Genomic DNA, 21,618 nt, shown 5'->3' on the forward strand with positions numbered 1-21,618 from the left:
AGCGATGAAACGATGTGAAACGTCGTTTGGGGCCCCACACCCCCTACCCCCTCCCCTCGGGCGCGATTTGCCGCTACGCTGCCGTCTCTTCGAGCCAGCCTCACTGCGCAAGCTTGTGTCCAATGATTGGAAAGTTCCAATGGTTGGAAGTTTTTGGAAGGGGGCCCGGGGGAAACCTTTTTCCAATGTCTGGAAGTCCCACTTGCCCCGCAGGGTAGCCGCGGGGTGGCCTTTCCGAAGCGCGACGCTGGAGAATCGGAGAGCGAAGAACCGCCTCTCGGGCGGGGGCTTGGGGCGCGGACAGCGAGCCTGCGAGATGGACGCGCCAAGGCCGGGCGGGCGGGGGATGCGGTGGGTGTAGGCGTAAGCCGAAACCACGCGACCACGGCCGCCCCGCCCGACCGCCATAGCGCTATGTTGAAGGACCAGGAGGAAGGGGCCGGGGCGGGCGCGGTTTGGGCGTAAGCCGAAACCGTGACAGCTATGGGGCAAGGGGTGAGGCCGAAGGCCGAGGGGGAAGCGGGCGCCCCGCCGGGGGCTGCCCCCTTTTCCAGAGATTGGAAGTTTTCCGACGAAGGGCGCGGCACGTGTCGAGTGCGCGAGCCGTGCCAAGCCCGAAGCCTCCGAGCAACGCGAGAAGCAAGGCGGACTTAACAGAATGGGTTCTGTTTAAGCGAGCCGGGCGCAAGAAAGCGAAATGTGCGAAGCGAACGCATAATGCCGCATTATGCGACTTTGAGCGTTCCGAAGGATTCTGCGCCCGATAGCGAGCGGTTCCGCCGCCGCAGGTCAATGAGAGGGAACGCAGTGACCGTTGGAGCGCCCCGGCAAATTCCGGAAAGCGTATGCGTCGGAACTGCCGCCGGGGTGCGGCCGAAGGCTCCATAGCCCCGCAGGGCAGGCCGTAAGGCCCCCGGAGGAAGACCGGCCCGGGCGGCTGAAGGCGAGAAGGGAGTCTGCGACCGGAACGCCTTGAGCCGTTCGGATCAGCCGGGATTCCGGAGTGCTCTTGAAGCGCTTGAGCCGAATTTGCGTGGAGCTCCCCGTAGGGCTTGGCCGGGCGAGCTGGCGTAGCCTTGTTCGCCCGGCGAGCGGAACGCAAAGGCGGCTGAAGCGCGCCGTGGCGGGAGTAGCCGCCACCCACATCGCGCTGGCAAGGGAGAATTTGCGGGGGCCGGGAGCGTAGCTTGCGAAGCGGACGGACTGCGCAATTTCTTTCTTGCCCAGGGCGCGACGCACATCCCCCCGTTGCGGGGGGCTTGGGGGGGATCACCCGAAGCAGCGCGAGGTGGCGTTTGGGAACGAGTTTCCGCCCGGCGGAATGAGGTACGATTGAAGCCGGGGCGGAAGGGAGCGAGCAAATGACGCCTGGCGCTGCGGCGCGGGGTGGCGGGAGCAGCCGACACCCATACCGCGCTGACAAAGGAGAATTTGTGAAGGAAGCTGATTGAGGAGACCGGGAACGGACAGCGTACAGCGTAGCTGGCCGCTGGGAGTGGACGGGTCGACGATTGAAGCTGGATGAACAATTTCTTCTTTGGCTCAAGGCGCGGAGTACATCCCCCCGTTGCGGGGGGGCTTGGGGGGTACCCCGAAGCAGCGCGAGGTGAACTTTGTGGATGACGAGCCGGAAGGGAAAAGAGGAAATGTGCTTAGGGAGTCAGACCGAGCATCGTGCATGGAACATGCAAGCGATGCTTCGTTCTGACCCCGGCGCTTTCCTCTGCCCTGGAGGACCGGAAGGAGCAAAGGGCGCCTGGCGGTGCGGCGTAGATAAGCTGGAAACGTGAAATAAAAGCGGCATCGAACTTCCGCAGACCAACAGCATCAGCGCGCCCGGAGGTCACGCCCTACCCTTGCGACGGGATCGCTTAGCAACCTTTTCTGGAAAGAGAGGACGTAGTGCCGGCCAGTCGCGTAGTGCACGCTTGTGTCGCATCTCGGCGAGCTGGGTGGAGATACCGAGCTGTTCTCCAATCTCCCGATAGGTAGCGCCGAGAAAACGCAGCCCAACCACATCCCGCAACTCCGGATCGAGCATGAATACTCCCTTGATTAATTCGGTAAGCAGTTCAGCGGGGTAAAGTGCCCCCGGTGGGATTGGAGAATAAGCGGCAGATAATAATCCGGCTGCGGGTTGGGTATCGGTGTGTTTCATGATGGTCTCCTATGTTGAAGGTTATGTCAGCCGGAACTGACGTGATGTTGAAGCGGAGGGGCTCACAGCCTGACGTAAAACTGTGAAAACCGAAACGTCAGGAATGATGTCAGGCAGGAAACCCCTGCAAACAGGGCGTTCTGACATTCCTGACATTATTACTATTAATATATAAAGATATATAGAGGGAGGCTGAAACCCGCGCTGACGGCGTGAACCTGCAGAACCGGGAGTTCCAGAGACTTTTTTCAGCATGATGTCAGACGTCAGGACGTCAGTAGAACGGTGTAATGCTTCGCCCGGTCTATAGCGCCTGCCGTGGCGATACTGCCCTACCCAATGATTAGAATGGAACAACATTGGATTCCCCTCCGTTCATAAGGTTCTTGATATCGATGCACCACACTCGCTTGAACTCATGCCGCCGCTGTGTGATCGGATACCCCTGAGAAAAGAGTTTAGAGAGTTCCCGCCCTACCTGGCGGGTGGTGTATTTGGAAGCGATGCCGGCAAGGCCGTCGGTGTCGTTAAGCATCGCTGTCAAAAGATCTGTGGCGGAACCTTCCCAGGTGTCTTCCACCTGCCCCTCGAAAAACTTTAAGAGGACTTCGAGGAACGAATAGGCGCTGGATGAATGCCGGGCCGCTTCGAACAGGGAATCGTCACAATAGGTCTTCACGCCATAGCGTGTATCGCCGATGACTGCGTCCGGCGGTTGCCAGTCGAGCAGCCAACGTAGAAAGAACGGCAACTCTGCGGCAATGATGGATTCGACATCGCGCGGGAAGGTAAAGGTGTCTCGTTCCGCAATCCGGAAGAGGTTGATCTTGTCCCGATTGGAGAGATCGACGTCGGGCAGAATACGGATCGACTCGGGATCGGTATTGCACGTCACCACCACTCGGCCGTTCCATTCGATCAACTTGTCGACGCGGTATTTCTCGCGCACGGAAAAGGTGCGATTGGCGGCCATCTTCTTGATGAGGGCAGAGAACTTCAGATGGGACTTGTTATCCGTAAGCGGTACGACATCGTCGACCGCCCAAACGGCACTGGTGAAGAGATGGCTATTGAAGTTATCGTCTCCGGACAGGAATGAGCTGGCATCAATATGGCCGCCGAAGATGCGGGACAGGATCACATTGGAGAGCAGGGTTTTTCCAGTGTTTGGAACTCCGGCAAAGAAGGAGGCCTGCCCGGGGAGCATACGGCCGTCGAGCGCTGATTGATACCAGCGCTGCAGCCAGGCGTAGAAATAGTCGAGCTGTTCGGGTGGGTCGAAATAGCCACTGAAATAATCGTGCAGCCAGGGATAGGGGCAGGCACTGGGCGTTAGGGCCGGGGCATTAGGGGGCGATCCGAGGTCACGGCCCTCGGCTACAGTAGCCGGCGGGCCGCCGGCGGTACATTGCGGTGCGGATGATCCGGGGACACCGCCCCCGGCTACAACCTCTGCGGGTTGGAGGACATTGATGGTGGAGGTGTTGAGAACTCGGTCTGAACCGATCATAACGATGCCTTTGGGGCGGTGAACTAATGGAGCGGCGCAGGCGATGCGCTGGTGCTGAATAATACGCGTAAGTGCCTGCTCCACCTCGCTGTAATTTTCCCCGCGAGCGGGACTGCCGCGCAGGCCACGGTCGACCTTGAGGATCATGGCCATATCGGATTTGCAATAGGATTCCCAGTTGCCATCGGGAAGCTGCATCCAGCACTCGCGTCCATCAAAATAAATGTACGCAATGCTACCCCCGATCCGGTCAGCCACGAACTGTTTGACAAATTTTCTCCCCAGAATCGATGCCCACGGAACAAAGGCCTGCCCGCCGGTGAAACACTGCATCCCCGACTCGCGCACGATGGCCGCGGTCTCGTTGTCTGCATCGGGATCCCAAAAACGTGTACTACGTGCGCCAAAATCAAACAGCCCCTTCCAGCGACCGGGATACTGACGATGCACCTCTTCCTCAAGCACATCCATCGGAATGACCGGCCCCAGTTTGGGCCAGGCATAATTATGGGTAGATTCAATGGCCCACTGCATCATGAATGCGGAAGGGATTTCGTCATCTGACAACTTTTCCCAGTCGGTACCAGCCTCATAATACTTACAGGGATCTTCCAGGGCCTCGGCATCGAGTCCAACCAGCAGTTTGGAAAGCCGGAGTTTCTTTCTGATGTACCGCATGAGCTTTTTGGACAGCTCGTTGTTATGCAGCGGCAACGGGGATTCGAGTTTCCACAGCAGACGGGCCCCTCCGGAAAACGTGCGACAAATGTATTGAGGCCTGAAATCGGGACATCGCTCCAGAACGCTACCGCGCATGTGCTGATCAATGTTACCGTCATAATCCGCCACGATCCAATGAAGCATAACCGCCGGGTTGTTTTTGGAATCGATCCGGGCCCCGGCAACAAGACCTTCATAGCCGGAGTAGAACGTGTGCTCCACACTCGGGTTATTCCAACGGGCCTTGGGTGGTGCTTTAGTCGATATGTTCCAGGGAGAGCATTCTTTAGTTAGAGATGAGGCGAGGTTCGGTATTGAAAGTAGCATGGCATTCCTTTGGGTTCAGGCTTAGAAGGGACAACCCCCTTACCCAAAGTTGAATTTTCAAACGCTGAAAACCGGGCTGTCTGAACCTAACGAAACGACCTGAAACGGAATGATTTCATGAACAACACCATGAAAATGCGATGTTTAGATGCGATGCGAACGGCGAGAAGAGAATCATCAACGCTGCCGTCCTGTTGTCACAGAACCGTTTGAGTGGGACGCTGTTAATGAGATTCCACTATAGGGGCGTTTAAAGCACTTCTTCCAGAGAATCAACCTGTTCGGATCCTGCCCCGCAACCTAGGTGCCCAACCTTGACAACCCTCCTCGTCCCCATTAACTTTTTAGGATGAAATTGCTCTCAAGACCACCTTCCCGCGGCATGTACCCTAAACGACCCAGTAGCGCTATCAGATCATTCCTATACCGGTCACCTGCCTCTATTACCAGGTATGCGCTACTGTTTTTGGTGCTTCTCTCGGTGTTGTTGACCGGTTGCCGAATGCTTAATTCGGCGGCCACGGTGCCTCAGCGCACGGCCAATGTATTTTTCCCTGGAGGGCGATCGGTTCAACCTGATCCGGCGCACTTGCTGCAGAGCTTGATGAACTACTCGGATCGGTACAGCGCTCAAGTCAACCGGTCCGTGGATGAACTTACAGGTGTTGAAGGATCGCCCTTCGATGCGCGATCCGCCATCCAATTCAAGATCGATAACAGTCAGGCCACCCTGTCGATTGTTGCCAATGTGGATCCCTACGCAAGTCTGTTCGACATGGTCTCCTTCGTGACGCTGACACGCATGGTGTTGGAAGATCACTGGGTGACCGGTGAGAACGGACATCTATACGAGAATTGGCTCAACCGTACGCGTCGGCAGGAAACCAATCTCTGGGGAATCGTGGATCAGGTGCTTCGTCGGGAACAACAGGAGGAACTGCGGAAGGCCGTGGAGGACTACTACCGAGATAATCCGGATATCTGTCGCGCATTGCGGACTCAGCCACAGGAAATGGCATCCGCGATACCGAGAAGGGTGGGCTCCGTGGAGAACTCGCAGAATTTCTTTTCATTGGACCCGTTTGCGAGTCTCGATCCGGTCACCCGTGAGCTCACCGAGTCGCGGCTTTTCGCCAAACGGGCCACCTTCGTTCTCACACGCATGCCTGAATTGTTGCGGTGGCAAAGTGAGTTACTCCTGATGGATTCGACTGCACAGCCTGATGTCGCCCAAATGATCCGGAACTCAACGAGCATAAGCGAAAGCCTTGATCGGGCCAGCCGAGCGGTGGAAGCACTGCCTGATCACATCTCCTACGAGCGCGAAGCGTTGGTTCAGGCTCTGACAGATCAGCAGTCGGAACTCTCTGAGATCATCGAAACCGCCACCGCGATGTCGGAATCGATGACCGGTACAGTGACGAATACCATCAGACTAGTACAACTGTTCGGAGTCGGAGAGACCAATCTCGCTCTAGGCACGACCAGTACGAACAGCAATCCGTTTGATAACGGTGGTGTACCAGCTCGATGCCGGAGTACGTCGTCTAATTTACGTCGGCAAAAGCCGGACCACAAAAACACTGCTGAGATTCTTCTTTGAATTCGGTAAGGAACGCACTGCTGCGTTGAAGTTTATCTGCTCGGATATGTGGAAGCCGTATCTGAAAGTCATTGCCAAAAAAGCACCACAGGCACTGAACATTCTCGATCGGTTTCACATTGTCTCCCACCTAACCAAAGCGGTCAATCAGGTGCGGATAGAAGAAGTGAAGCGACTCAAAGACGAGGGCTACGATGAAAGTGTCCTTCGGCATACAAAATACTGCTTACTCAAGAACCCGGAAAACCTGACGCCGAAACAGGAGGCAAAACTCGACGACGCACTCAGCTATGATCTCAAGAGCGTGAGGGCTTATCTGCTCAAAGAAAGCTTTCAGCTTTTCTGGGACTATGACAGCCCGTACTGGGCAGAATGGTATCTGGATAAATGGTGCAAAAGAGCTATGCGTTCTCGGCTGGAACCAATCAAAAAATTCGTCAAAACAGTTCGTTCTCACCAGCCGCTGATCATGAACTGGTTCAAAGCAAAAAAGGCCTATTCATCAGGTATTGTCGAAGGAATGAACCGCAATGTGAATCTGGTAACGAGAAAAGCCTTCGGGTTTCGGAGCTATGAAGTGTTAAAAATCGCCCTGTTTCACACGGTGGGAGGGTTGCCGGAGCCGGAATCAACCCACCGATTCTGCGGATGAGGCTGTTTTATTAGGAAAAACCAATGCTTTCAGGGGTCCCTTAACCTGCATGAACACCTGACCCATTGGGCGCTAAGGATAAGTTACCAAGACAGGGGAATTAAGTGACCGGATAGTGTAGGCACTGCCATCCCGATATAGCTCGTAAAGATCCGGCAACTGAGGGCATTACCGGTATTGCAATCTGAAGGCAGTACGGCCTAAATCCATCTTTTACGCCTGAAAAAAATGAGCATGCTGACAGCCATGGCGATCATCACGGCCCAGGCAATACCGTACGCCCACGCTATTTTTAATTCAGGCATGTTTTCAAAGTTCATGCCGTAGACGCCCGCGATAAACGTGAGCGGAATAAAGATGGTGGCTATCACCGTAAGTACCTTCATGATTTCATTCATCCGGTTACTGACGGTTGTCATGTAGGTATTAAATGCCGACTCTGTCATGTCGCGCAGCATTTCCATCAGGTCAATGATCTGAATGGTGTGCTCATAGACATTCCGCAGATACGGCCCGAGCTTTTCGTCAACAAGCTCATGCTCCGAAAGTTCAAACCGGTTGGCGACTTCACGAAGCGGAAGCACGTTCTTGCGCAGCAGCATCATGGATTGTTTCAATTTATCGATATCCTGAAGCTGCTCGGGCCGGGCTTCGCCGATAGCCGAGGACTGTATCGTCTCTATCCGGCCACCCAGGTCCTCCAACATCGGGAAATATCCATCAACGATTACATCCATGATCGCATAGGCCAGATAGTCGCTTCCGCTTTTTCGAATGCGTCCCTTCCCGGAGAGAATGCGCTCGGCAACCGGGGCCAATACCGACCCATCCTGCTCGCAGAAAGACACGACCAGATTGTTACCGACGAACAGGCTTACCTGTTCTGAAGCAATGCTGTTATCAGCCGATTCGTGCAGCATGCGAAGGATCAGGAAAAGATAATCATCATGTTCTTCGAATTTGGAACGCTTGCCGGTGTTCAGTATATCCGCCAGAACCAACGCATGGATGCTGAATCGCTCTCCGATGCTCCTAAGCAATTCGACATTGCCCAATCCCGTGACATTGATCCACGTAATGGAATCGCGCGAAAGATATTCTTCGCAATCCCCGATGCTTCCGACCCTTTGCTCCGAAGCCTCTGCCTCTGTAAAATCAATAACATCGATACGGGTTTCCATTGCGTTCAGTCCACCAATATAAACCAACGATCCCGGAGGAAGCCCGGCCATTACTGAGCGCTTCTTAATCAACGCCATCCTACACCCCCATTCTTCTATGCTAATCAGAACCATACCTGTGCATATCATTCGGACAAGAGTAAAATACGTGCTGAAGACACAACTTGTGTTGACAGAACCACAACCAACCCCTAAGTCTTGGGGAAACCCGGGGAGGACGAGATGGCACCAGCTGCATTCACATGGATAGGGATACTCATTCTGATTATACAGTCGGGCACCTTCTCTGGGCTTAACCTTGCCATGTTCGGCATCAGTTCCCTGCGTTTAAAAACGCTTGCCAAAACCGGGAATAAAGAAGCGGCAGCCCTGATGGAGATGCGGAAGGACTCCAACTTTCTGCTCACCACTATCCTGTGGGGCAACGTAGGAACCAATGTCCTGCTTGCCATGCTTTCGGATTCGGTCATGTTCGGCGCTTTCGCCTTTCTTTTCTCGACCGTGGTCATCACATTCTGCGGAGAGATCATACCCCAGGCCTATTTTTCGCGACACGCCCTGCGCGTGGCCAGCCTGCTCTCCCCGGTGCTGCGCTTTTATCAGGTTCTGCTCTACCCCGTGGCCAAACCCTCCGCTGTATTCCTTGACAAATGGCTTGGTCAGGAAGGTATCGACTATATTTCCGAAAGAGAGCTGATCGAGGGCATTCGTCTACACATCAACTCCCCTGACTCGGAAATGAGCTCTGTGGAAGGCCTGGGCGCCATTAACTTTCTAAAGCTCGATGACTTGCTGGTGACGCAAGAGGGAGAGCCTGTTGATCCAGACAGCGTCATTCAACTGCCCGTATCTCAAGGACGACCCACGTTTCCCGACTACACGGCAGCTTCAGATGATCCGTTCCTGCGACAGGTTCAGGCGTCAGGCAAGCGCTGGATCATTATAGCGGGCGAGGAAGGTGCGCCATTATACGCACTCGATGCTTCAGCCTTCCTGCGCGCCGCCCTGTTCTCTTCCGGGAAAACAGATCCGATGGATCATTGCTGCGCTCCCATTGTGGTTTTCAACCGACAGACCAGCCTGGCCGATGTGCTGGGAATGCTGAAAGCGGCCCATCCGGATGACCGGCTTGAACATGATCTCATTCTGTTCTGGGGAGAAGATAAACGCATTATAACCGGGGCGGATCTGCTTGGTTATCTCATGCGCGGGATTACCAAAACAGCGGGTTGAGCCCTTAACGAGTGTCATTCATGTTGAGGGTGGGTGTTGACCCCGTTTCCCGCTTCATGCGGTCATATTTCGCGGCAAAGACCGGGTCTTCTTCTTTGATTGCATCCCAAAGGCGCGTGATATAATCAGGCGGGAATGAGTAGATAGGTGCGTCTTCCTGCATCACTAACCCGCGTTGTTTAGGAGTCAGGCCGTAATAGAGGGTCATCAGGACATCGCTGCTGACCCATGGGCTGCTCCTGAAATAACCGTGGCCTTTGCCCTTGGCTGATCCCTCTGCCTCGCTGACATTTACGAAGCTCAACCTGTCCTGTAGATCCAGCATGGCCTTACGCGATGCTGGATGCATCGCGTGGCCTCCAGCCCCCCACGTCTCACCCAGTCTTTCCTGGTGGGTCAGGAACCGGGCAAGTCCGAGCGCTTTGTCGGTAGGGGAAATATAAACCGTCATGTGCTGCACTACGTCGAGAATGCCATCCGCAATGTAGATGCCAAACGTATTCCTATCAAGATCGCTGCCGACAAGAATCACATTGCCGATGGGTACGTTTAAAGATCGTCGATCCTCTGGTCTCCCCTGATTCTTGAGCGCGAGTTGCTCCAGAACCCGCAGAACCAAACGGGTTCCGTTGCTGTAGCCAATGATGTGGATTTTCTCCACATCCGTCTGTTCGGCCAGTAATTCCAATAGCAGGCGCAGGTCGCGCGCAAACCCGACGGATGTATCACTGTCTTTGATGTAGGCAAACTTGCTGGGAGTCGAGGGCCAGGAATAGGCGATGAATGCGCCGTTGTAACCGAGAAAATGCCACAGCTCCGCCGATACCAGAATCGGATTTTCAAACGCCACTTTGTAGCCGTGCACATAGATGTACACATGCTTTTTCTTCGTATTGGAAAGTTGGCCGTTAACAGCAGCCACAAATTCAGGGGTTGCATCCTGAGGGCGTTCCGCTTCACTCAATACTTCTGTATCCACCCAAAAAGGCAGCGTATCCTCTATGACCCCCCATTCCTCAACGGTCGATATCTTGATCGGAAAGCGGTCAGCGCGCGACTTCAGCAAGGAAACTTCCCGGGCCATCTCCCAGGTAAAGTCCTTTTCGCCGAATTGAATTTCTGCCAGCCCTGCACGAAGTGCATATCCCGGTTCATTCAGATAAAACTTTTCTTTGTCTTTTTCGGTGCTGGGTTTTCGATCGGTGACGAACAGGATTCCGTTATGGGGTGCGGTACCGGGCTCTGGGGCTTCCGGCAGCGGATTGAGCAGTCCATCGCCATAGACGTCGGGCGCGGGCATGAGATCGATCTGGTCGACCGGCGGGCTCTTGCACCCGGCAAACAGCAGGACGCCCACCAAAACAGTCGGCACCAGGCTTGGAAGTCGACACCTATTCAACATGCACTTTCTCTCCCTAAAGTTGTGCCAGATGATAGGTAAATCCTGAATACAATGCAATGTTAATGAAATTGGGGGTTTCTGCTATTATATCGATGAAGAAACAATATCGCTGTAATTCCAATCCAAAAAAACTGTACAGGATTCCAAGGCAGGAATAGAGTTCCCTAAGTTTATTATGAGCGGCCATGAACGCTGTTCAATCAGGGAATACCCGTGACGGGAACAAACATGCTGAAAAGTTTCATCCTCATACTACTTATGTTCGCGGCGACGGGATGTTCCACGCTTACCGTTGATCGTCGTGCCGAGCTGGATCAGGAAGCGGTAGGGACTATCAATAAGCTGGCCGAAAACAATCCGGGTTTGGAACAGAAACTAAGCGATGCTTTGGGTTACGTGTTCCTGGGGTGCAGGACGATGAAGATAATTCCCTGGATCGGATGGGGTAGCGCGAAGGGTTTTGTCGTCGACAACGCGATCGGTAAACGAACGTATATCAAGGCTTCCAGGTGGGATGTCGGTGGTGGCTATGGCATACGCGACTACGATGTAATGATCGTATTATATGATCCCAAGCTCATGAAGAAAGCGTACACCGGAAAATGGAGCTTTGGTGCAGGAGCTGAGGCCACAGCGGGAACGGCAAGTGTGGAGGGCTCAAGCAGCCAGCTCGAACTCAACAAGAAATACGAGCTGTTCACTCTTTCCGAACGAGGAGCTTCCGTCACATGGACCGTGAACGCCATCCACTTCAAACCCTATAAAGACTGAGCACCACCGCGACTCGTGCGGCGCCACGTTGTGCGGCAGTTGCCTCTTTCATATTATTCCGGGCGTTCAATAGTAGGTGCCTGCGGCCAGGCCGCATGTCCAACAACGGTTCCGATCGTGAGCGGCCGTTTGTTATCACCGGCCAGGTGCAGCGTCTGCGTCGGGAAGGCAAAATCGATTCCCTCGGCGTTGAACCGTTCCTTGATCTGCGTGTTGATCCAGTCCGCGAATTCCTTGGAAGCCCAAAGTTCAGGCGGATGAAACCAGTAGTTGATCTCGATATTCAGGGAATCGGAGTTGAATTCGCTGAAATAGATTCGTGGCGGGAAGTCCGGCTGGTTGACCGCTTCGGCCGGATGAGGTTGCTGGCCGGGTGCATCCGCTTCTTTATCCGGCACGGTCAGGATTTCCTGCACGATCTGCACAGCACGACGAATCCTGTCCGGCGGAGTGTCGTAGGTGATGGCGATATCGAAGGTTCGGCGGATATAGGGCCGGCGACCGATGTTCTCGATCTCGATGGACGCCATCTTTTCATTGGGAATCACCATCAGGGGACCGGTCAGAAGACGAATCCGGGTAGACCGGAGGCCGATCGATTCCACATCACCTGTTTGTTCCAGTACTTTTAAACGCTCGCCTACCCGGTAGGGTGCATCGGCGAAAATCATGAAACTTGCGATAACGTTTTCGATCGTCGGCCGGGCTGCAAGCGCGATCGCCAGACCCCCGATGCCGACTCCGGTAAGGAGCGGCAGCAGGGAAACGCCGAGTCGGGAGAGGCCGTATACAAAAACCGCCGAGGCCAGGAAGAATCCCGTGACGCTGAAAACCGCCCGCAGATAGGATGCCTGTAATCCATCCGGGTCGATCTTTGGAGAAGAGATGATGCTCTCCGCAATGGAGCGCGAGATAGACAGGACGGTTGCCGAAACCAGCAGCCACCAGATCGGACCTAATACGATGATCATGGCCACCAGGACCGTGCCGCTGATATTGAGGTAATGATCCGTGAAAAAACGGATGATCAAAAGCGCCGCAGCAACGAGCACGTAGAACAGGATCTGCCTTCGCACACGGCTCAGGGGTGAGCGTAATGAGGCCCTTGTCACTAGCCATCGATAGGCTCTTATAGTCAGCATGTAGAAAAACAGGAAGAGGAGTGGAAGACCGATCCACTGCCATACGGTCATGGCAAGTAACCGCTGTCGCGACCAGTTCGGAAGCCAGTCCGCCCATTTCGGCGGCAGCAGCTTCCCCGGTGTACCGATATAGAAATCGAAAAAGCCTTCCGATACGGTAACTTCTTCCCTGTAGGGCAGATGCTTTGTCAGCTTGTAGAATCTCTTCAGATTATCAACCGTCTCGGGAGTGAACAGGTATTCTCCCTGACGCGGCCCTTCCTCGACACGGGCAATGACAATGGTCGTGTTGGGCAGTCGCCAGTGATAGGCGGGAGCCTGTTCCATCTCGATGGCTGCGGCATCAGGCACATCCTCCAATGGAGGAAGTTCAACCCGGTCCATAATTTCCTTCAGGCGCAAGGCGTTCTCATACGAAGCCTTTTGCCTAAGGGAGAGCGGGATTTTAGAGAGATTCAGGCAGGCAGCGGCCCTTTCCAGCTTTACCTGCGCAAGCCGGGCCCTCTCGCGTGCGGATTGAGGCGGGATCCATCCCGGAGCGGCCATATTTTCCTCGTGCGCCTCCATGAGCAGGTGATAGGAGCGGTTCATATTGGACATGAAGCTCGTTAGGGTTGCCCTCGGACTGGAGGTGTCCGGAGGCTTAAGCGGGTGCTGAGTCAGATCCTCGTCCGTCAGCAATACGCCTGGTGTGGATGCCGGTTTAAAAGGCGCCCCCACGGTGCGATGCGCAACCGGGCCAGCCAGGATCAACAGCACGCCCATCGACAGAATCATTTTAAACTGCATCCCTCTTGTCTCCATATTCATGGCCACCGCCCGTTTGTTCCTTTTTTCTGTACAACTACCCGGAGTCTGACTGGACATGCCGGCTGCCATTTCAGTTTCCTACCGGCAGGATCAGGATCGGTGCCGACATATGATCGGCGGCTCCGGCGATGCTGATCGACCATAGGGTGCGGACAAGCCTGAACTCCGTTTTTGTTTTCAAGTCGGCATCGTCGATCCAGAACCAATAGCCTCTGTATTTCACGGCGGGCGACTGGCTTTCCGATTTGCGGGCCGACAGCTTCATTTTCACGGAAGTTGCTCCGTCTTCCGGTTCAGTGCTGCAAATCCCACTGAAAAAATCATGATGGTGGTAACGATCAGGGAAAACACAACACGCGACAGGTTTTCCATGCCGGGAATTCCCATTGCATCGGAAGTGTGGCAAGCACCCCTGCGGCCAAACCCCGGGGAAGGCCCACCGTGAGCAGAAAAAACTGTTTGCGGGAAATCTGACTGCCACGCATTGCAAGTGCCACGGCAGGCATGCGGAAGGCTAACAGGAACAATGCAGCCAGGATCCCCAGTCCGATCAGGCGGGGTTCGGTTGGGAACAACAGCCCGATCAGGACAAAGAAAAAGGATTTAATCAGAAAGGTGATCTGTTGCTGAATGATGCGGCCGGTCTCCGTGCCTACAAAGACATCCGGTTGTGCTCCGGGAATGAGGCGGGGAACGATGAAGGCCGCATTGCCTACGGTCAACGAACTGGTAAGCACGGCGACGGCACCATTGCCCCCGGCCGAAACAGTTGTTCCGTATAGTGCAAGCATCCCTGCAAGAAAGAGCATGAAGCCGTGATCCTTACCTCTGAAAAAGGGATATGCCGGTATCATTATTGCAGCAAAAGCAATGCCTAGACCCACTCCTATACAGATCTGTCGACCCAGGGTCACGATTGGCTCGGAAACCCCTGAGGCTCCTTTCACAACCAAATCGATGGTCACCATGGTAACCACGACGCACAGGGCGTCGGTGGCCGATGATTCCACTTCCAGCGTGTGTGCCACAAGTTCGTCGACTCCGCCCTTCGAGACCGTCGGCATGATGATCAACGCGCTGGCTCCTCCCACAATCGCCCCCATCATCACCCAATAAACGAGTGAAGCTTCACGGACCCATCCGAGCGGGGTGACGATCAGGAAAAACAGACAAACGGCACAAACCGAAAGGATGAACCCGACAATGCCAAGCAACAATCCGCGCGGCGCAACGCGCAGCACTTCTTCCAGTTTAAGGCGGTACGCACCGCCCGCGAGAATAACCGTCAGGGCGATTGCACCAAAAAGCGGAACCGCAGGCTCGATTATATCGGGTGACACCAGCTTAAAAACCGGGCCCAATAAAATCCCGGCGCCCACCAGCCATACGACGTCGGGCAACCCGGTCTTCTCAAAAAATGACTCAGCGAAGGTTCCGAGCAATAATAGAAATGCAATAACAATCAAGGTCTGTGCAACAGGATCCATATTCGCCACTCCTATGTTTCTTTTCCGCTTTCTGACATTCCCGCAGTATTGCATATTTTGAATACGAGCATGCCTCCTCGTCCATCAGAACAGCCCAGGGCGTCAGGACGTCAGTGGTCACCAACGTGGCCGAGCATTGCGCCATCCCGATTCCTGCCCCGAACAACGCAAGCAGTCCACACAACACCTTATATTTTTTCGGCTTCATCCCGTTCCGCCTCAACGATTACTTCAGCTCAACCTTCTCCGCCTTAGGCGGAGTCCAGCCCTTCATCTGCTCCTGTTCAGACGTGAAGATCCGCGCCCGGCTGGCCGATTATGCATACGATCTTCGTGCTGTTATACCGCTTTAAAATGTCCAGGATGCACCAAGAGAAATATAATCCACATCCACATATTTCATGTCGAAACGTTCGTATTCCGCCCGAACGGCAACAGAGCTGATTTGAAAGCGCAAGCCGATGCCATACACCAGGTCGGTTCCTGTTTCATCCAGATACGACTGAAGGTAGTCTGACTCGCTTTTCCACCAAGCCGGACCCATTTTCCCAAACAAGCCGACCGGGCCGAGGTTTAAAGCACCGACCGCGAACAGATCCCAGGCCGTAACACCGATCTCCTGGTTTAAAATCTCCGCGTCCGATGCCGAACCGAAGTCGACATACGAACCTTCCACGCCTATATCAATCAATGGGATGATGCCGAAGTTGTATCCTCCGAATATCTTATAACCCAGGTCATCACCGTCAAAATCGACGCTCTGTGTTGAAACATTAAGCGCGGCAGCCCCAATGGACCCGCCAAGATACAACCCGCTTTTCTTACCCGCCAAGGCCGTATCCGCCATGATCAGAACATGCAGCACACACCCCAGCACCAATATTTTTTTCATCTCCTGTTTCTCCTTTCAGATTGTCCATTCATTTTTTATATATGTTATCCCTATTGTTGAGATTTATTGATATTGACATTGCATATCATCAACCTTCTCCGCGCGGGACGGCTTTCTGGCCTTAATTCATCTTTTCAACAGACAAAGCAACAACCTTCGTGATTTCAAAGACGACCTTTTCTCCAACACTCTGGCTTGTGAGCTCGACGTCCGGACGAACCTCCACCGTCTCGATGCTTCCATCCTGGAACGTCAGCGTGGCCGTGTGAGCCTCCAGATCGACCGCCGTGACCGTCGCCGTGGTACGGACCGCATCCGCCACCATGCCCCCCGGCTGCTCGCCTTTTTCTGCACGCATGGCAAGCACTGCTGCGCCATCATCTGCCGCGGAATTTTCATCGCCAAGATAGACCACCAGTTCCTCCTGCACGACGGCTTTTACACGATCCCCTTTCTGGATCTGGTCAAAATTAACCGCTTCCGGCCCCACCGTGATCCGCAGCTTTTCACCTCCAGGCATCAGCAGTGTGGCTTTACGCTCCTTTTGATTGATCGCCACCACTTCGGCATCCAGCGTCAGCGTATCAACGATGACGCCTCCCGGGATCCCCTCCGCAAACAGCACAGAGGTCGAGGCTTCCGCAGAGGGAACGACCTTGGGTGTCACGTTCTCAGAGCACCCGCAAAAGACGGTAACTGCAACCGCCAAAACCACACTTGATGTTATTCCATTCAATTTCATGATATTCATTTTCTCGTTTTTAATTATCCTGCGTATTTTTTTCACACTTCCACGGCGTAGTGCCGTTCAGGCTTCCCCGGACCGTCACCGGAGCATTTCCGCCTTGGGGGCCTGCCAGATTTCCATCTTCTTGAGGTCCGGCACATAGACCCTCATGATGGGGCCGATATCCTCGTCCTTACGATTGATCGGCAGCCAGTTTTCTTCTGGAACGCCTTCGGGCTTTTGAGCCGCTATGTAGATGGCAATACCCCCGTCTTGGTCAAGCTTCATGCCGGCGTTTTCACCCACGCTGTATTTTTTAAGGTCGTTGGGAATAAAGAATCCGTTCTGCAGGTCATAGAGTGTGACCGACCAGAACACCTTCGTTGGAGGAAGCTCGTCGGCAGTCATGCGGATCACGTAGTCGTGCATGGCATTCATCTGCTTTCCATCGGTGGTTGTCACGCCGGGATAGACCGCCTCGACGGCCGGCAGCCCGATCGGGCCGACAATGGACTGGAAGAGCAACAGGTCGAGGGTCATCTGGCCCTTTTCCAGAAACTTCCCGAAGAGTTCCCGCTTCTGAAACTCCTTGTCGGAGAGTTTGGCCATCTCCTCGGTGAAGATCCGCTCGGAGACCTTGCGGATCTTCGCGCCATCGACCTTCGTTACCTTGGCGGGGTCGTAGGGTTGGCTGGGCACGACACCGAGCGGCTCGTAGACAGCGAGCACCGCCTGGTCGAGCTCGTCGTCCGGATCGAAGGTGGTGTGATTGAAGACGAACTGCATCACTTCAAGCAGGTTGTTCTCGAAGATGTCCGCGTCCCGCTGACCAACCGCAGGGAACTCGAGGTCATCGATCGGCTTGGCTTTTCCTCCTTTGAACTCTGAGAGAGTGCGGATATTGACCTGCTCCATCTGCCCAACAATCCATTTAAAGCGTTTTTTATCCTTCGCATGAGGCATGATCCTCAGAACCGCCGAAATGAAGTCGCCGGAGCACTCGAAGATACGGTCGACCCCCTCGATGGACTCCCCTTTGTAACCTTCGGTCCGTTCGGTGTAGAACAGTATCTTCACGGGCTTCCTGAAGTCGCCGAGCCGTGTTGCCATCGGCACGTTGACGTAGTGGTCGTAGCCGGTGACCATCAGCGAGACGTAGTCCGAATCGAAGGCCGGCATTTCGAGGATCACCGGGTCCTTGCGCAGGACAAGCTGGGCACCGATGTAGAGCGTGTCGTTGTTGGGCCGCGCGATTTCCCGCATCGTGTGGTCTTTGAGCTGCGTATCGGCGTCCACCGTATTCCAGCCGCCCTGTTTCATCGCGAACTTATTGTTCACGTTATACATCGCCACGTACTGGTAGGAGCGTTTGACGAGATTTTCGATTTCAGTATTGCTGAGTCCGCTGCAATGTATGTCTCCTCCATGGCTACAACCGCTAAACAGAGCGAAGCCCAGAATAGCTCCGAGAATAAAAATGTAAGTTCCCTTCATTGCTTTCCCCTTTTTCTGATGTCACTACCGTTGGCAGGACGCTATTGCCTGTAGTCGAAACAGAAAATCTCTCCGTTCAGAAGCGAGGGGTTTCGCCCGGGACGAGACACCCGAAGGATATCCCCCTTGCCATATGGAAGAGTATTTCAGTCGTTGATCACGGTTCCAGGGCTTAGAATGAATAGCGGAATCCAAGACCCAACGAATGTCCTGTCAGCTGGAAAGTGCGCGTATTCGGTAGATAGTAATCACTGCTGAACTGATAGCGGTATTTAAAATCCAACATGACCTGTTTGCTGACCGGGAAGGCGATTCCAGCTCCGACCTGGCCGAGGAGGTTTCCATCACGCGAGGAAGAACTAAACCAATCTCCGGTGGCGGCGCTTCCATACCCGATGCCTCCCAGTACGTAGGGATTTACTTTGCTTTCCAGTTTAAAGTCGTAATACAGGTTCGCGAAAATGTCCACCATTCTGACCTTTTTAGACCCGAATTCCGCTTGATCCGCACTTAGTGCAAATTCGCCGCGCAGGGCTTCGGCAAGGGACATCCCGACGAATCCCTCAATAGAGAAGCCGGCATCATTGGCATCATTTATATTGAGGTAGTTTACTGCACCGCCCGCGTAGGTACCTTCGGCCTGGGCGATTGATGTTGTAGCGATCATGGCGAATAGTACTGTGATTTTTTTAAACATGGCATCTCTCCTGGTTAATGTATTTCATCTTTTCTCTACGCAGTGGCTCACAATAAAAACCGGTACCGGATGAATCTATCCGGATCCCGCTCTTCAGGAACGTTATGCTTCCTGATATTTATTTTTTCGATTCATCCGCCACCGCACCTTTGCGGTCGTAGGCTCCAAAGAGCGAGGGATCGAGGCCTTTGCGATCGAAGATGCCCTTAAGCGCAATATTCCCCATCTGCGGGCCGTCCTCTGTCATGGTCACCCACATGAGATGATCCACATTGCCGGGACCTTCGTGATGAAAGGAGGCGCCGGCAGGGCCCATGGTAATGTGTTCGTGACCGTCAATTTCATCGTAGTCGTAATAGTGCAGATGACCTGCAAAAAAGGTGTGGCCCCGGTTCTTCAGCAACTCTTGAATCGCTTTGAAACTATCCGCCGGATTTTCCCATGCCGGCTCATGAAGGAACAGGAAGGTCCAGCGCACATCTGGGTGGTCGGCGAGCGTTTGTTTGATCCAATCCATTTGCGCCCCGACAAACTCGACGGACTTTCCGAGTGCGGCGACCACGGATTCATCCGACATGAACTCAGCCAGCATCGCCTTCGCCTTCGCCGGGTCTTCGGTCTGCAGCCTGTTGTATAGCTCGAGCTTTTCCTTAATGCCCTCGGGGGCCTCGCGGGGCGGATCTTCGCTGTCGAGGACCATAAACAAAGTGTTCTTGTAGACGAAGTGATAATAGGAGGCGCCGTGTCGTTCGCACCATACTTCCTGCGCGGTTGTATTTGCAATATCGTGGTTTCCAGGCGTTCGGAAAAAAGGCATCTCCAGTTGGGCAAGCATGCCGTCAACTTCATCCCATTCGGCATTCAGCTCCGCCTTGTCGTCGCTGTAGCCTTCGATGATATCTCCCACGTTGATGACAAACTCAGGTTGCAGTAGATTTATCTGTCCTATGGCGAGCCGGAATGTCTCCTGGGCATTGGCGCCCCCGGTGCGGTCGCCGATGATGGCGAACTGAAAGTTATCGGGGTCGTTCTGGAAGTTATCCGCGCTCCACGGCTTCACATCCGGCAACGCAACACGATCATATTGGAATTCGGCAGTTCCGGACGTGTTCCCGGGTGTACTGCATCCGACTTGCAGGATTATACACGCTAGCGCTAAACCCATGATGCAGGCCGAGCTGGGTATTCTTTTTATCGTCTTCATTAGTATGATCTCCCTTGGTTGTTTTTCCGCCAATGTCAACGTACCTGCCTTTGTTCTAAATCAGGTATACTTCCGCACCCTTTAAGGCAGGGACACAGTGTACGGGATTTATTTGATATTTGACAAGCTGTTATGCTGTTTAAATTTTCCCAAACGCGGCAATGAAGTCACAGTCGTTTTCTCTGAAGCGATTTGCTGATGGGGAGCCATTGCCCGATTAAAAGAGTTCGGGGTTTCCACAGACTCCCCCCTCTTTTGATGGATAGACTCCTTAATAAGTCACGGGGGTATTTACTCAATTAGTTAAGTTGTGCCTTCTATCTTGAAATACCGAATTACTTGCAATGGCGGCGTGCTAACGACCAGTGACCGTTCAATAGAAATGAAGAACTCGGGATACATTGCACACTTTGGATTAACCTACGATTTCATCCGCTGAAGTGAAAGATTAAGGGGTGTGCAGAATTGACGTGCCCTTTAAACAAATTCAATCCAAGAGCGTGTCTTCAATCAGACCTTGAAGTCTAAAGCCACAAGGAAGCGTCTCGATTGCTGAGTGAGCAATTGATGGAGGGTCACTTACTCCAGCGCATTACATCGAAAACACTGTCTGTCTTTGATGAGATAGAACTCTCAGGCTGCGACAATGTAGTCATATTGTAGTTACTGCTCCGGCTGAATAACAGCCCCTGGACAAAAAGCCATCCCCTTTACTTCCGCTACGGTATCCCTTCCAATATCTCAAGAGCTTTCCCGATGGTCGCTTTCCAGTTTGTCGCGTTGGCTGTTCGCAATACCTCGGCGGCTTTTTCGGCGGGGGTAGCGACTGCGGAAGTAAGCATACTTGGCATACTGCGCTGGATGGCTTGCTTTAATTGGGCACGCTGGGGCTTGAAATAGTGCTCCATGACAATCTCAGCCGTGGCATGCCCGGTTACCTGCTGTACCAGCTCAAACGGAATACCGGAACAAAGCGCCAGCGTGATCCAGGTGGTGCGAAAGGAATGGAAATCGCGGATGGATGCCCTTCGCATCCCCTGTTCGCGCTCCGCATGAACACTGCCCAATTTAGGTGCACTGCTGCTTTCCGGCTTTCGTTTTTTGCCCCGGATAAAAGCTACACCTGTCGCCTTTTCAATTTCGTTCAAATAGGCCGATGCCGTTGCTTTACTGATCCCCACAAAGTCGGCTGATTTACACAGCGACTTCCCATCTAAGTAGGCACGGAGCATCTGTCGGGATTTTTCTCGCTTCTGATCGGTTACAATCGAATAAAAGTGTGTCTCCGCACGTTGCATAAGATCGTGACGATCATATTCATCGACCAGCATGGTCTGATCCGTTCCATTTTCATAATAGCCGATCCTTGCCAACACTTTCCGGAGACGGGCGGTCAGCATTTTGGGATTTCGCCCGTATTGATCCGCCAGCTCGGGGAATACATATTCCGATCCATTATTACGATGGGTCCGAATCACCTCACGCAACAAATCGGATACCGCGAGCAGTGCGGCCATGGCCACAGCGATCAACCGGTGGTCCACTAGGTAAAAGCCGGTGCCGAGTTTCATTGGCAGGTCTCCTTCATTGCACTCTCCGCATCGCAGA

The 21,618-nt window shown here is 53.8% G+C and carries 18 protein-coding genes; 5 read left to right on the top strand and 13 right to left on the bottom strand.

The annotated features are described in order from the left end of the window. Positions 1–1,843 precede the first annotated feature (1,843 nt). Together E9954_RS25710 and E9954_RS25715 are read right to left on the bottom strand one after the other, a co-directional pair. On the bottom strand, positions 1,844–2,158 hold the full coding sequence (locus E9954_RS25710) for a sigma factor-like helix-turn-helix DNA-binding protein (RefSeq protein ID WP_136082173.1): 315 nt from the start codon (positions 2,156–2,158) through the stop codon (positions 1,844–1,846). 343 nt (positions 2,159–2,501) lie between these two features. Next, positions 2,502–4,715 carry a DUF5906 domain-containing protein gene (locus E9954_RS25715; protein WP_136082174.1) on the bottom strand — a complete coding sequence of 738 codons (2,214 nt, stop codon included), beginning with the start codon at positions 4,713–4,715 and terminating at the stop codon, positions 2,502–2,504. 604 nt (positions 4,716–5,319) lie between these two features. Here E9954_RS25715 and E9954_RS25720 point away from each other — a divergent pair. Both E9954_RS25720 and E9954_RS25725 read left to right on the top strand, forming a co-directional pair. Further along, on the top strand, positions 5,320–6,318 hold the full coding sequence (locus E9954_RS25720; protein ID WP_136082175.1) for a hypothetical protein: 999 nt from the start codon (positions 5,320–5,322) through the stop codon (positions 6,316–6,318). Next, positions 6,233–6,970, top strand: a complete 738-nt coding sequence (locus E9954_RS25725) for an ISL3 family transposase (protein ID WP_168442603.1) — start codon at positions 6,233–6,235, stop codon at positions 6,968–6,970. The genes E9954_RS25720 and E9954_RS25725 overlap by 86 nt, the downstream gene beginning before the upstream one ends. Positions 6,971–7,170: 200 nt before the next feature. On the opposite strand, the gene corA is transcribed toward E9954_RS25725, so the two are convergent. Continuing rightward, positions 7,171–8,229, bottom strand: a complete 1,059-nt coding sequence (gene corA / locus E9954_RS25730) for a magnesium/cobalt transporter CorA (protein WP_168442604.1) — start codon at positions 8,227–8,229, stop codon at positions 7,171–7,173. Positions 8,230–8,373: 144 nt separating this feature from the next. Here corA and E9954_RS25735 point away from each other — a divergent pair, with 144 nt between their 5' ends. Then, positions 8,374–9,384, top strand: a complete 1,011-nt coding sequence (locus E9954_RS25735) for a DUF21 domain-containing protein (RefSeq protein WP_136082178.1) — start codon at positions 8,374–8,376, stop codon at positions 9,382–9,384. A gap of 4 nt (positions 9,385–9,388) precedes the next feature. On the opposite strand, the gene E9954_RS25740 is transcribed toward E9954_RS25735, so the two are convergent. Further along, a complete protein-coding gene (locus E9954_RS25740) occupies positions 9,389–10,786 on the bottom strand; it encodes an alpha/beta hydrolase (RefSeq protein ID WP_136082179.1) in 1,398 nt (465 codons plus the stop codon). A gap of 228 nt (positions 10,787–11,014) precedes the next feature. Here E9954_RS25740 and E9954_RS25745 point away from each other — a divergent pair, with 228 nt between their 5' ends. Beyond that, entirely contained in the window at positions 11,015–11,557 is a 543-nt protein-coding gene (locus tag E9954_RS25745) for a lipid-binding SYLF domain-containing protein (protein WP_136082180.1), read from the top strand. 53 nt (positions 11,558–11,610) lie between these two features. Here the strand turns inward: E9954_RS25745 and E9954_RS25750 are convergent, their stop codons facing one another. From E9954_RS25750 to E9954_RS25760, 3 genes are all read right to left on the bottom strand, one after another. Then, positions 11,611–13,578: a mechanosensitive ion channel family protein gene (locus tag E9954_RS25750; RefSeq protein ID WP_136082181.1), complete on the bottom strand. Its 1,968-nt coding sequence runs from the start codon at positions 13,576–13,578 to the stop codon at positions 11,611–11,613. A 1-nt stretch (position 13,579) separates the two neighbouring features. Continuing rightward, positions 13,580–13,780: a hypothetical protein gene (locus E9954_RS25755; protein WP_136082182.1), complete on the bottom strand. Its 201-nt coding sequence runs from the start codon at positions 13,778–13,780 to the stop codon at positions 13,580–13,582. A gap of 67 nt (positions 13,781–13,847) precedes the next feature. Continuing rightward, positions 13,848–14,996, bottom strand: a complete 1,149-nt coding sequence (locus E9954_RS25760) for a cation:proton antiporter domain-containing protein (RefSeq protein ID WP_168442605.1) — start codon at positions 14,994–14,996, stop codon at positions 13,848–13,850. A gap of 113 nt (positions 14,997–15,109) precedes the next feature. Between E9954_RS25760 and E9954_RS25765 the strand changes: the two genes are divergently transcribed. After that, complete coding sequence (locus E9954_RS25765) at positions 15,110–15,349, top strand: hypothetical protein (RefSeq protein ID WP_136082184.1); 240 nt, start codon at positions 15,110–15,112, stop codon at positions 15,347–15,349. Here E9954_RS25765 and E9954_RS25770 read toward each other — a convergent pair. The 6 genes from E9954_RS25770 to E9954_RS25795 all read right to left on the bottom strand — a co-directional run bounded on the left by E9954_RS25770 (position 15,346) and on the right by E9954_RS25795 (position 21,581). After that, a complete protein-coding gene (locus E9954_RS25770) occupies positions 15,346–15,888 on the bottom strand; it encodes a porin family protein (RefSeq protein WP_136082185.1) in 543 nt (180 codons plus the stop codon). The genes E9954_RS25765 and E9954_RS25770 overlap by 4 nt on opposite strands. 121 nt (positions 15,889–16,009) lie before the next feature. Then, the gene (locus E9954_RS25775) at positions 16,010–16,675 is read right to left on the bottom strand and encodes a hypothetical protein (protein ID WP_136082186.1); all 666 of its coding nucleotides are present in this window, start codon (positions 16,673–16,675) and stop codon (positions 16,010–16,012) included. A gap of 39 nt (positions 16,676–16,714) precedes the next feature. Then, positions 16,715–18,109: a DUF1214 domain-containing protein gene (locus tag E9954_RS25780; RefSeq protein ID WP_222847318.1), complete on the bottom strand. Its 1,395-nt coding sequence runs from the start codon at positions 18,107–18,109 to the stop codon at positions 16,715–16,717. Positions 18,110–18,281: 172 nt separating this feature from the next. After that, positions 18,282–18,806, bottom strand: a complete 525-nt coding sequence (locus E9954_RS25785) for an outer membrane protein (RefSeq protein WP_136082187.1) — start codon at positions 18,804–18,806, stop codon at positions 18,282–18,284. Positions 18,807–18,924: 118 nt separating this feature from the next. Further along, positions 18,925–20,010 (bottom strand): metallophosphoesterase family protein, encoded by a 1,086-nt coding sequence (locus tag E9954_RS25790; RefSeq protein ID WP_136082188.1) that lies wholly within the window; start codon positions 20,008–20,010, stop codon positions 18,925–18,927. Positions 20,011–20,729: 719 nt separating this feature from the next. Beyond that, positions 20,730–21,581 carry a site-specific integrase gene (locus tag E9954_RS25795; protein WP_136082189.1) on the bottom strand — a complete coding sequence of 284 codons (852 nt, stop codon included), beginning with the start codon at positions 21,579–21,581 and terminating at the stop codon, positions 20,730–20,732. Between the last annotated feature and the right edge of the window lie 37 nt (positions 21,582–21,618).

This window comes from Pontiella desulfatans, from assembly GCF_900890425.1.
Classification (GTDB): Bacteria; Verrucomicrobiota; Kiritimatiellia; order Kiritimatiellales; family Pontiellaceae; genus Pontiella; species Pontiella desulfatans.

Excerpts from the sequence above, each read along its gene's own strand:
- E9954_RS25740 (WP_136082179.1), bottom strand. The coding sequence starts at position 10,786 with ATGTTGAATAGGTGTCGACTTCCAAGCCTGGTGCCGACTGTTTTGGTG.
- E9954_RS25720 (WP_136082175.1), top strand. The coding sequence starts at position 5,320 with ATGAACTACTCGGATCGGTACAGCGCTCAAGTCAACCGGTCCGTGGAT.
- E9954_RS25735 (WP_136082178.1), top strand. The coding sequence starts at position 8,374 with ATGGCACCAGCTGCATTCACATGGATAGGGATACTCATTCTGATTATA.
- E9954_RS25715 (WP_136082174.1), bottom strand. The coding sequence starts at position 4,715 with ATGCTACTTTCAATACCGAACCTCGCCTCATCTCTAACTAAAGAATGC.
- E9954_RS25745 (WP_136082180.1), top strand. The coding sequence starts at position 11,015 with ATGCTGAAAAGTTTCATCCTCATACTACTTATGTTCGCGGCGACGGGA.
- E9954_RS25770 (WP_136082185.1), bottom strand. The coding sequence starts at position 15,888 with ATGAAAAAAATATTGGTGCTGGGGTGTGTGCTGCATGTTCTGATCATG.
- E9954_RS25780 (WP_222847318.1), bottom strand. The coding sequence starts at position 18,109 with ATGAAGGGAACTTACATTTTTATTCTCGGAGCTATTCTGGGCTTCGCT.
- E9954_RS25790 (WP_136082188.1), bottom strand. The coding sequence starts at position 20,010 with ATGAAGACGATAAAAAGAATACCCAGCTCGGCCTGCATCATGGGTTTA.
- E9954_RS25710 (WP_136082173.1), bottom strand. The coding sequence starts at position 2,158 with ATGAAACACACCGATACCCAACCCGCAGCCGGATTATTATCTGCCGCT.
- E9954_RS25795 (WP_136082189.1), bottom strand. The coding sequence starts at position 21,581 with ATGAAACTCGGCACCGGCTTTTACCTAGTGGACCACCGGTTGATCGCT.
- E9954_RS25750 (WP_136082181.1), bottom strand. The coding sequence starts at position 13,578 with ATGGCAGCCGGCATGTCCAGTCAGACTCCGGGTAGTTGTACAGAAAAA.
- E9954_RS25785 (WP_136082187.1), bottom strand. The coding sequence starts at position 18,806 with ATGTTTAAAAAAATCACAGTACTATTCGCCATGATCGCTACAACATCA.
- corA (WP_168442604.1), bottom strand. The coding sequence starts at position 8,229 with ATGGCGTTGATTAAGAAGCGCTCAGTAATGGCCGGGCTTCCTCCGGGA.
- E9954_RS25760 (WP_168442605.1), bottom strand. The coding sequence starts at position 14,996 with ATGGATCCTGTTGCACAGACCTTGATTGTTATTGCATTTCTATTATTG.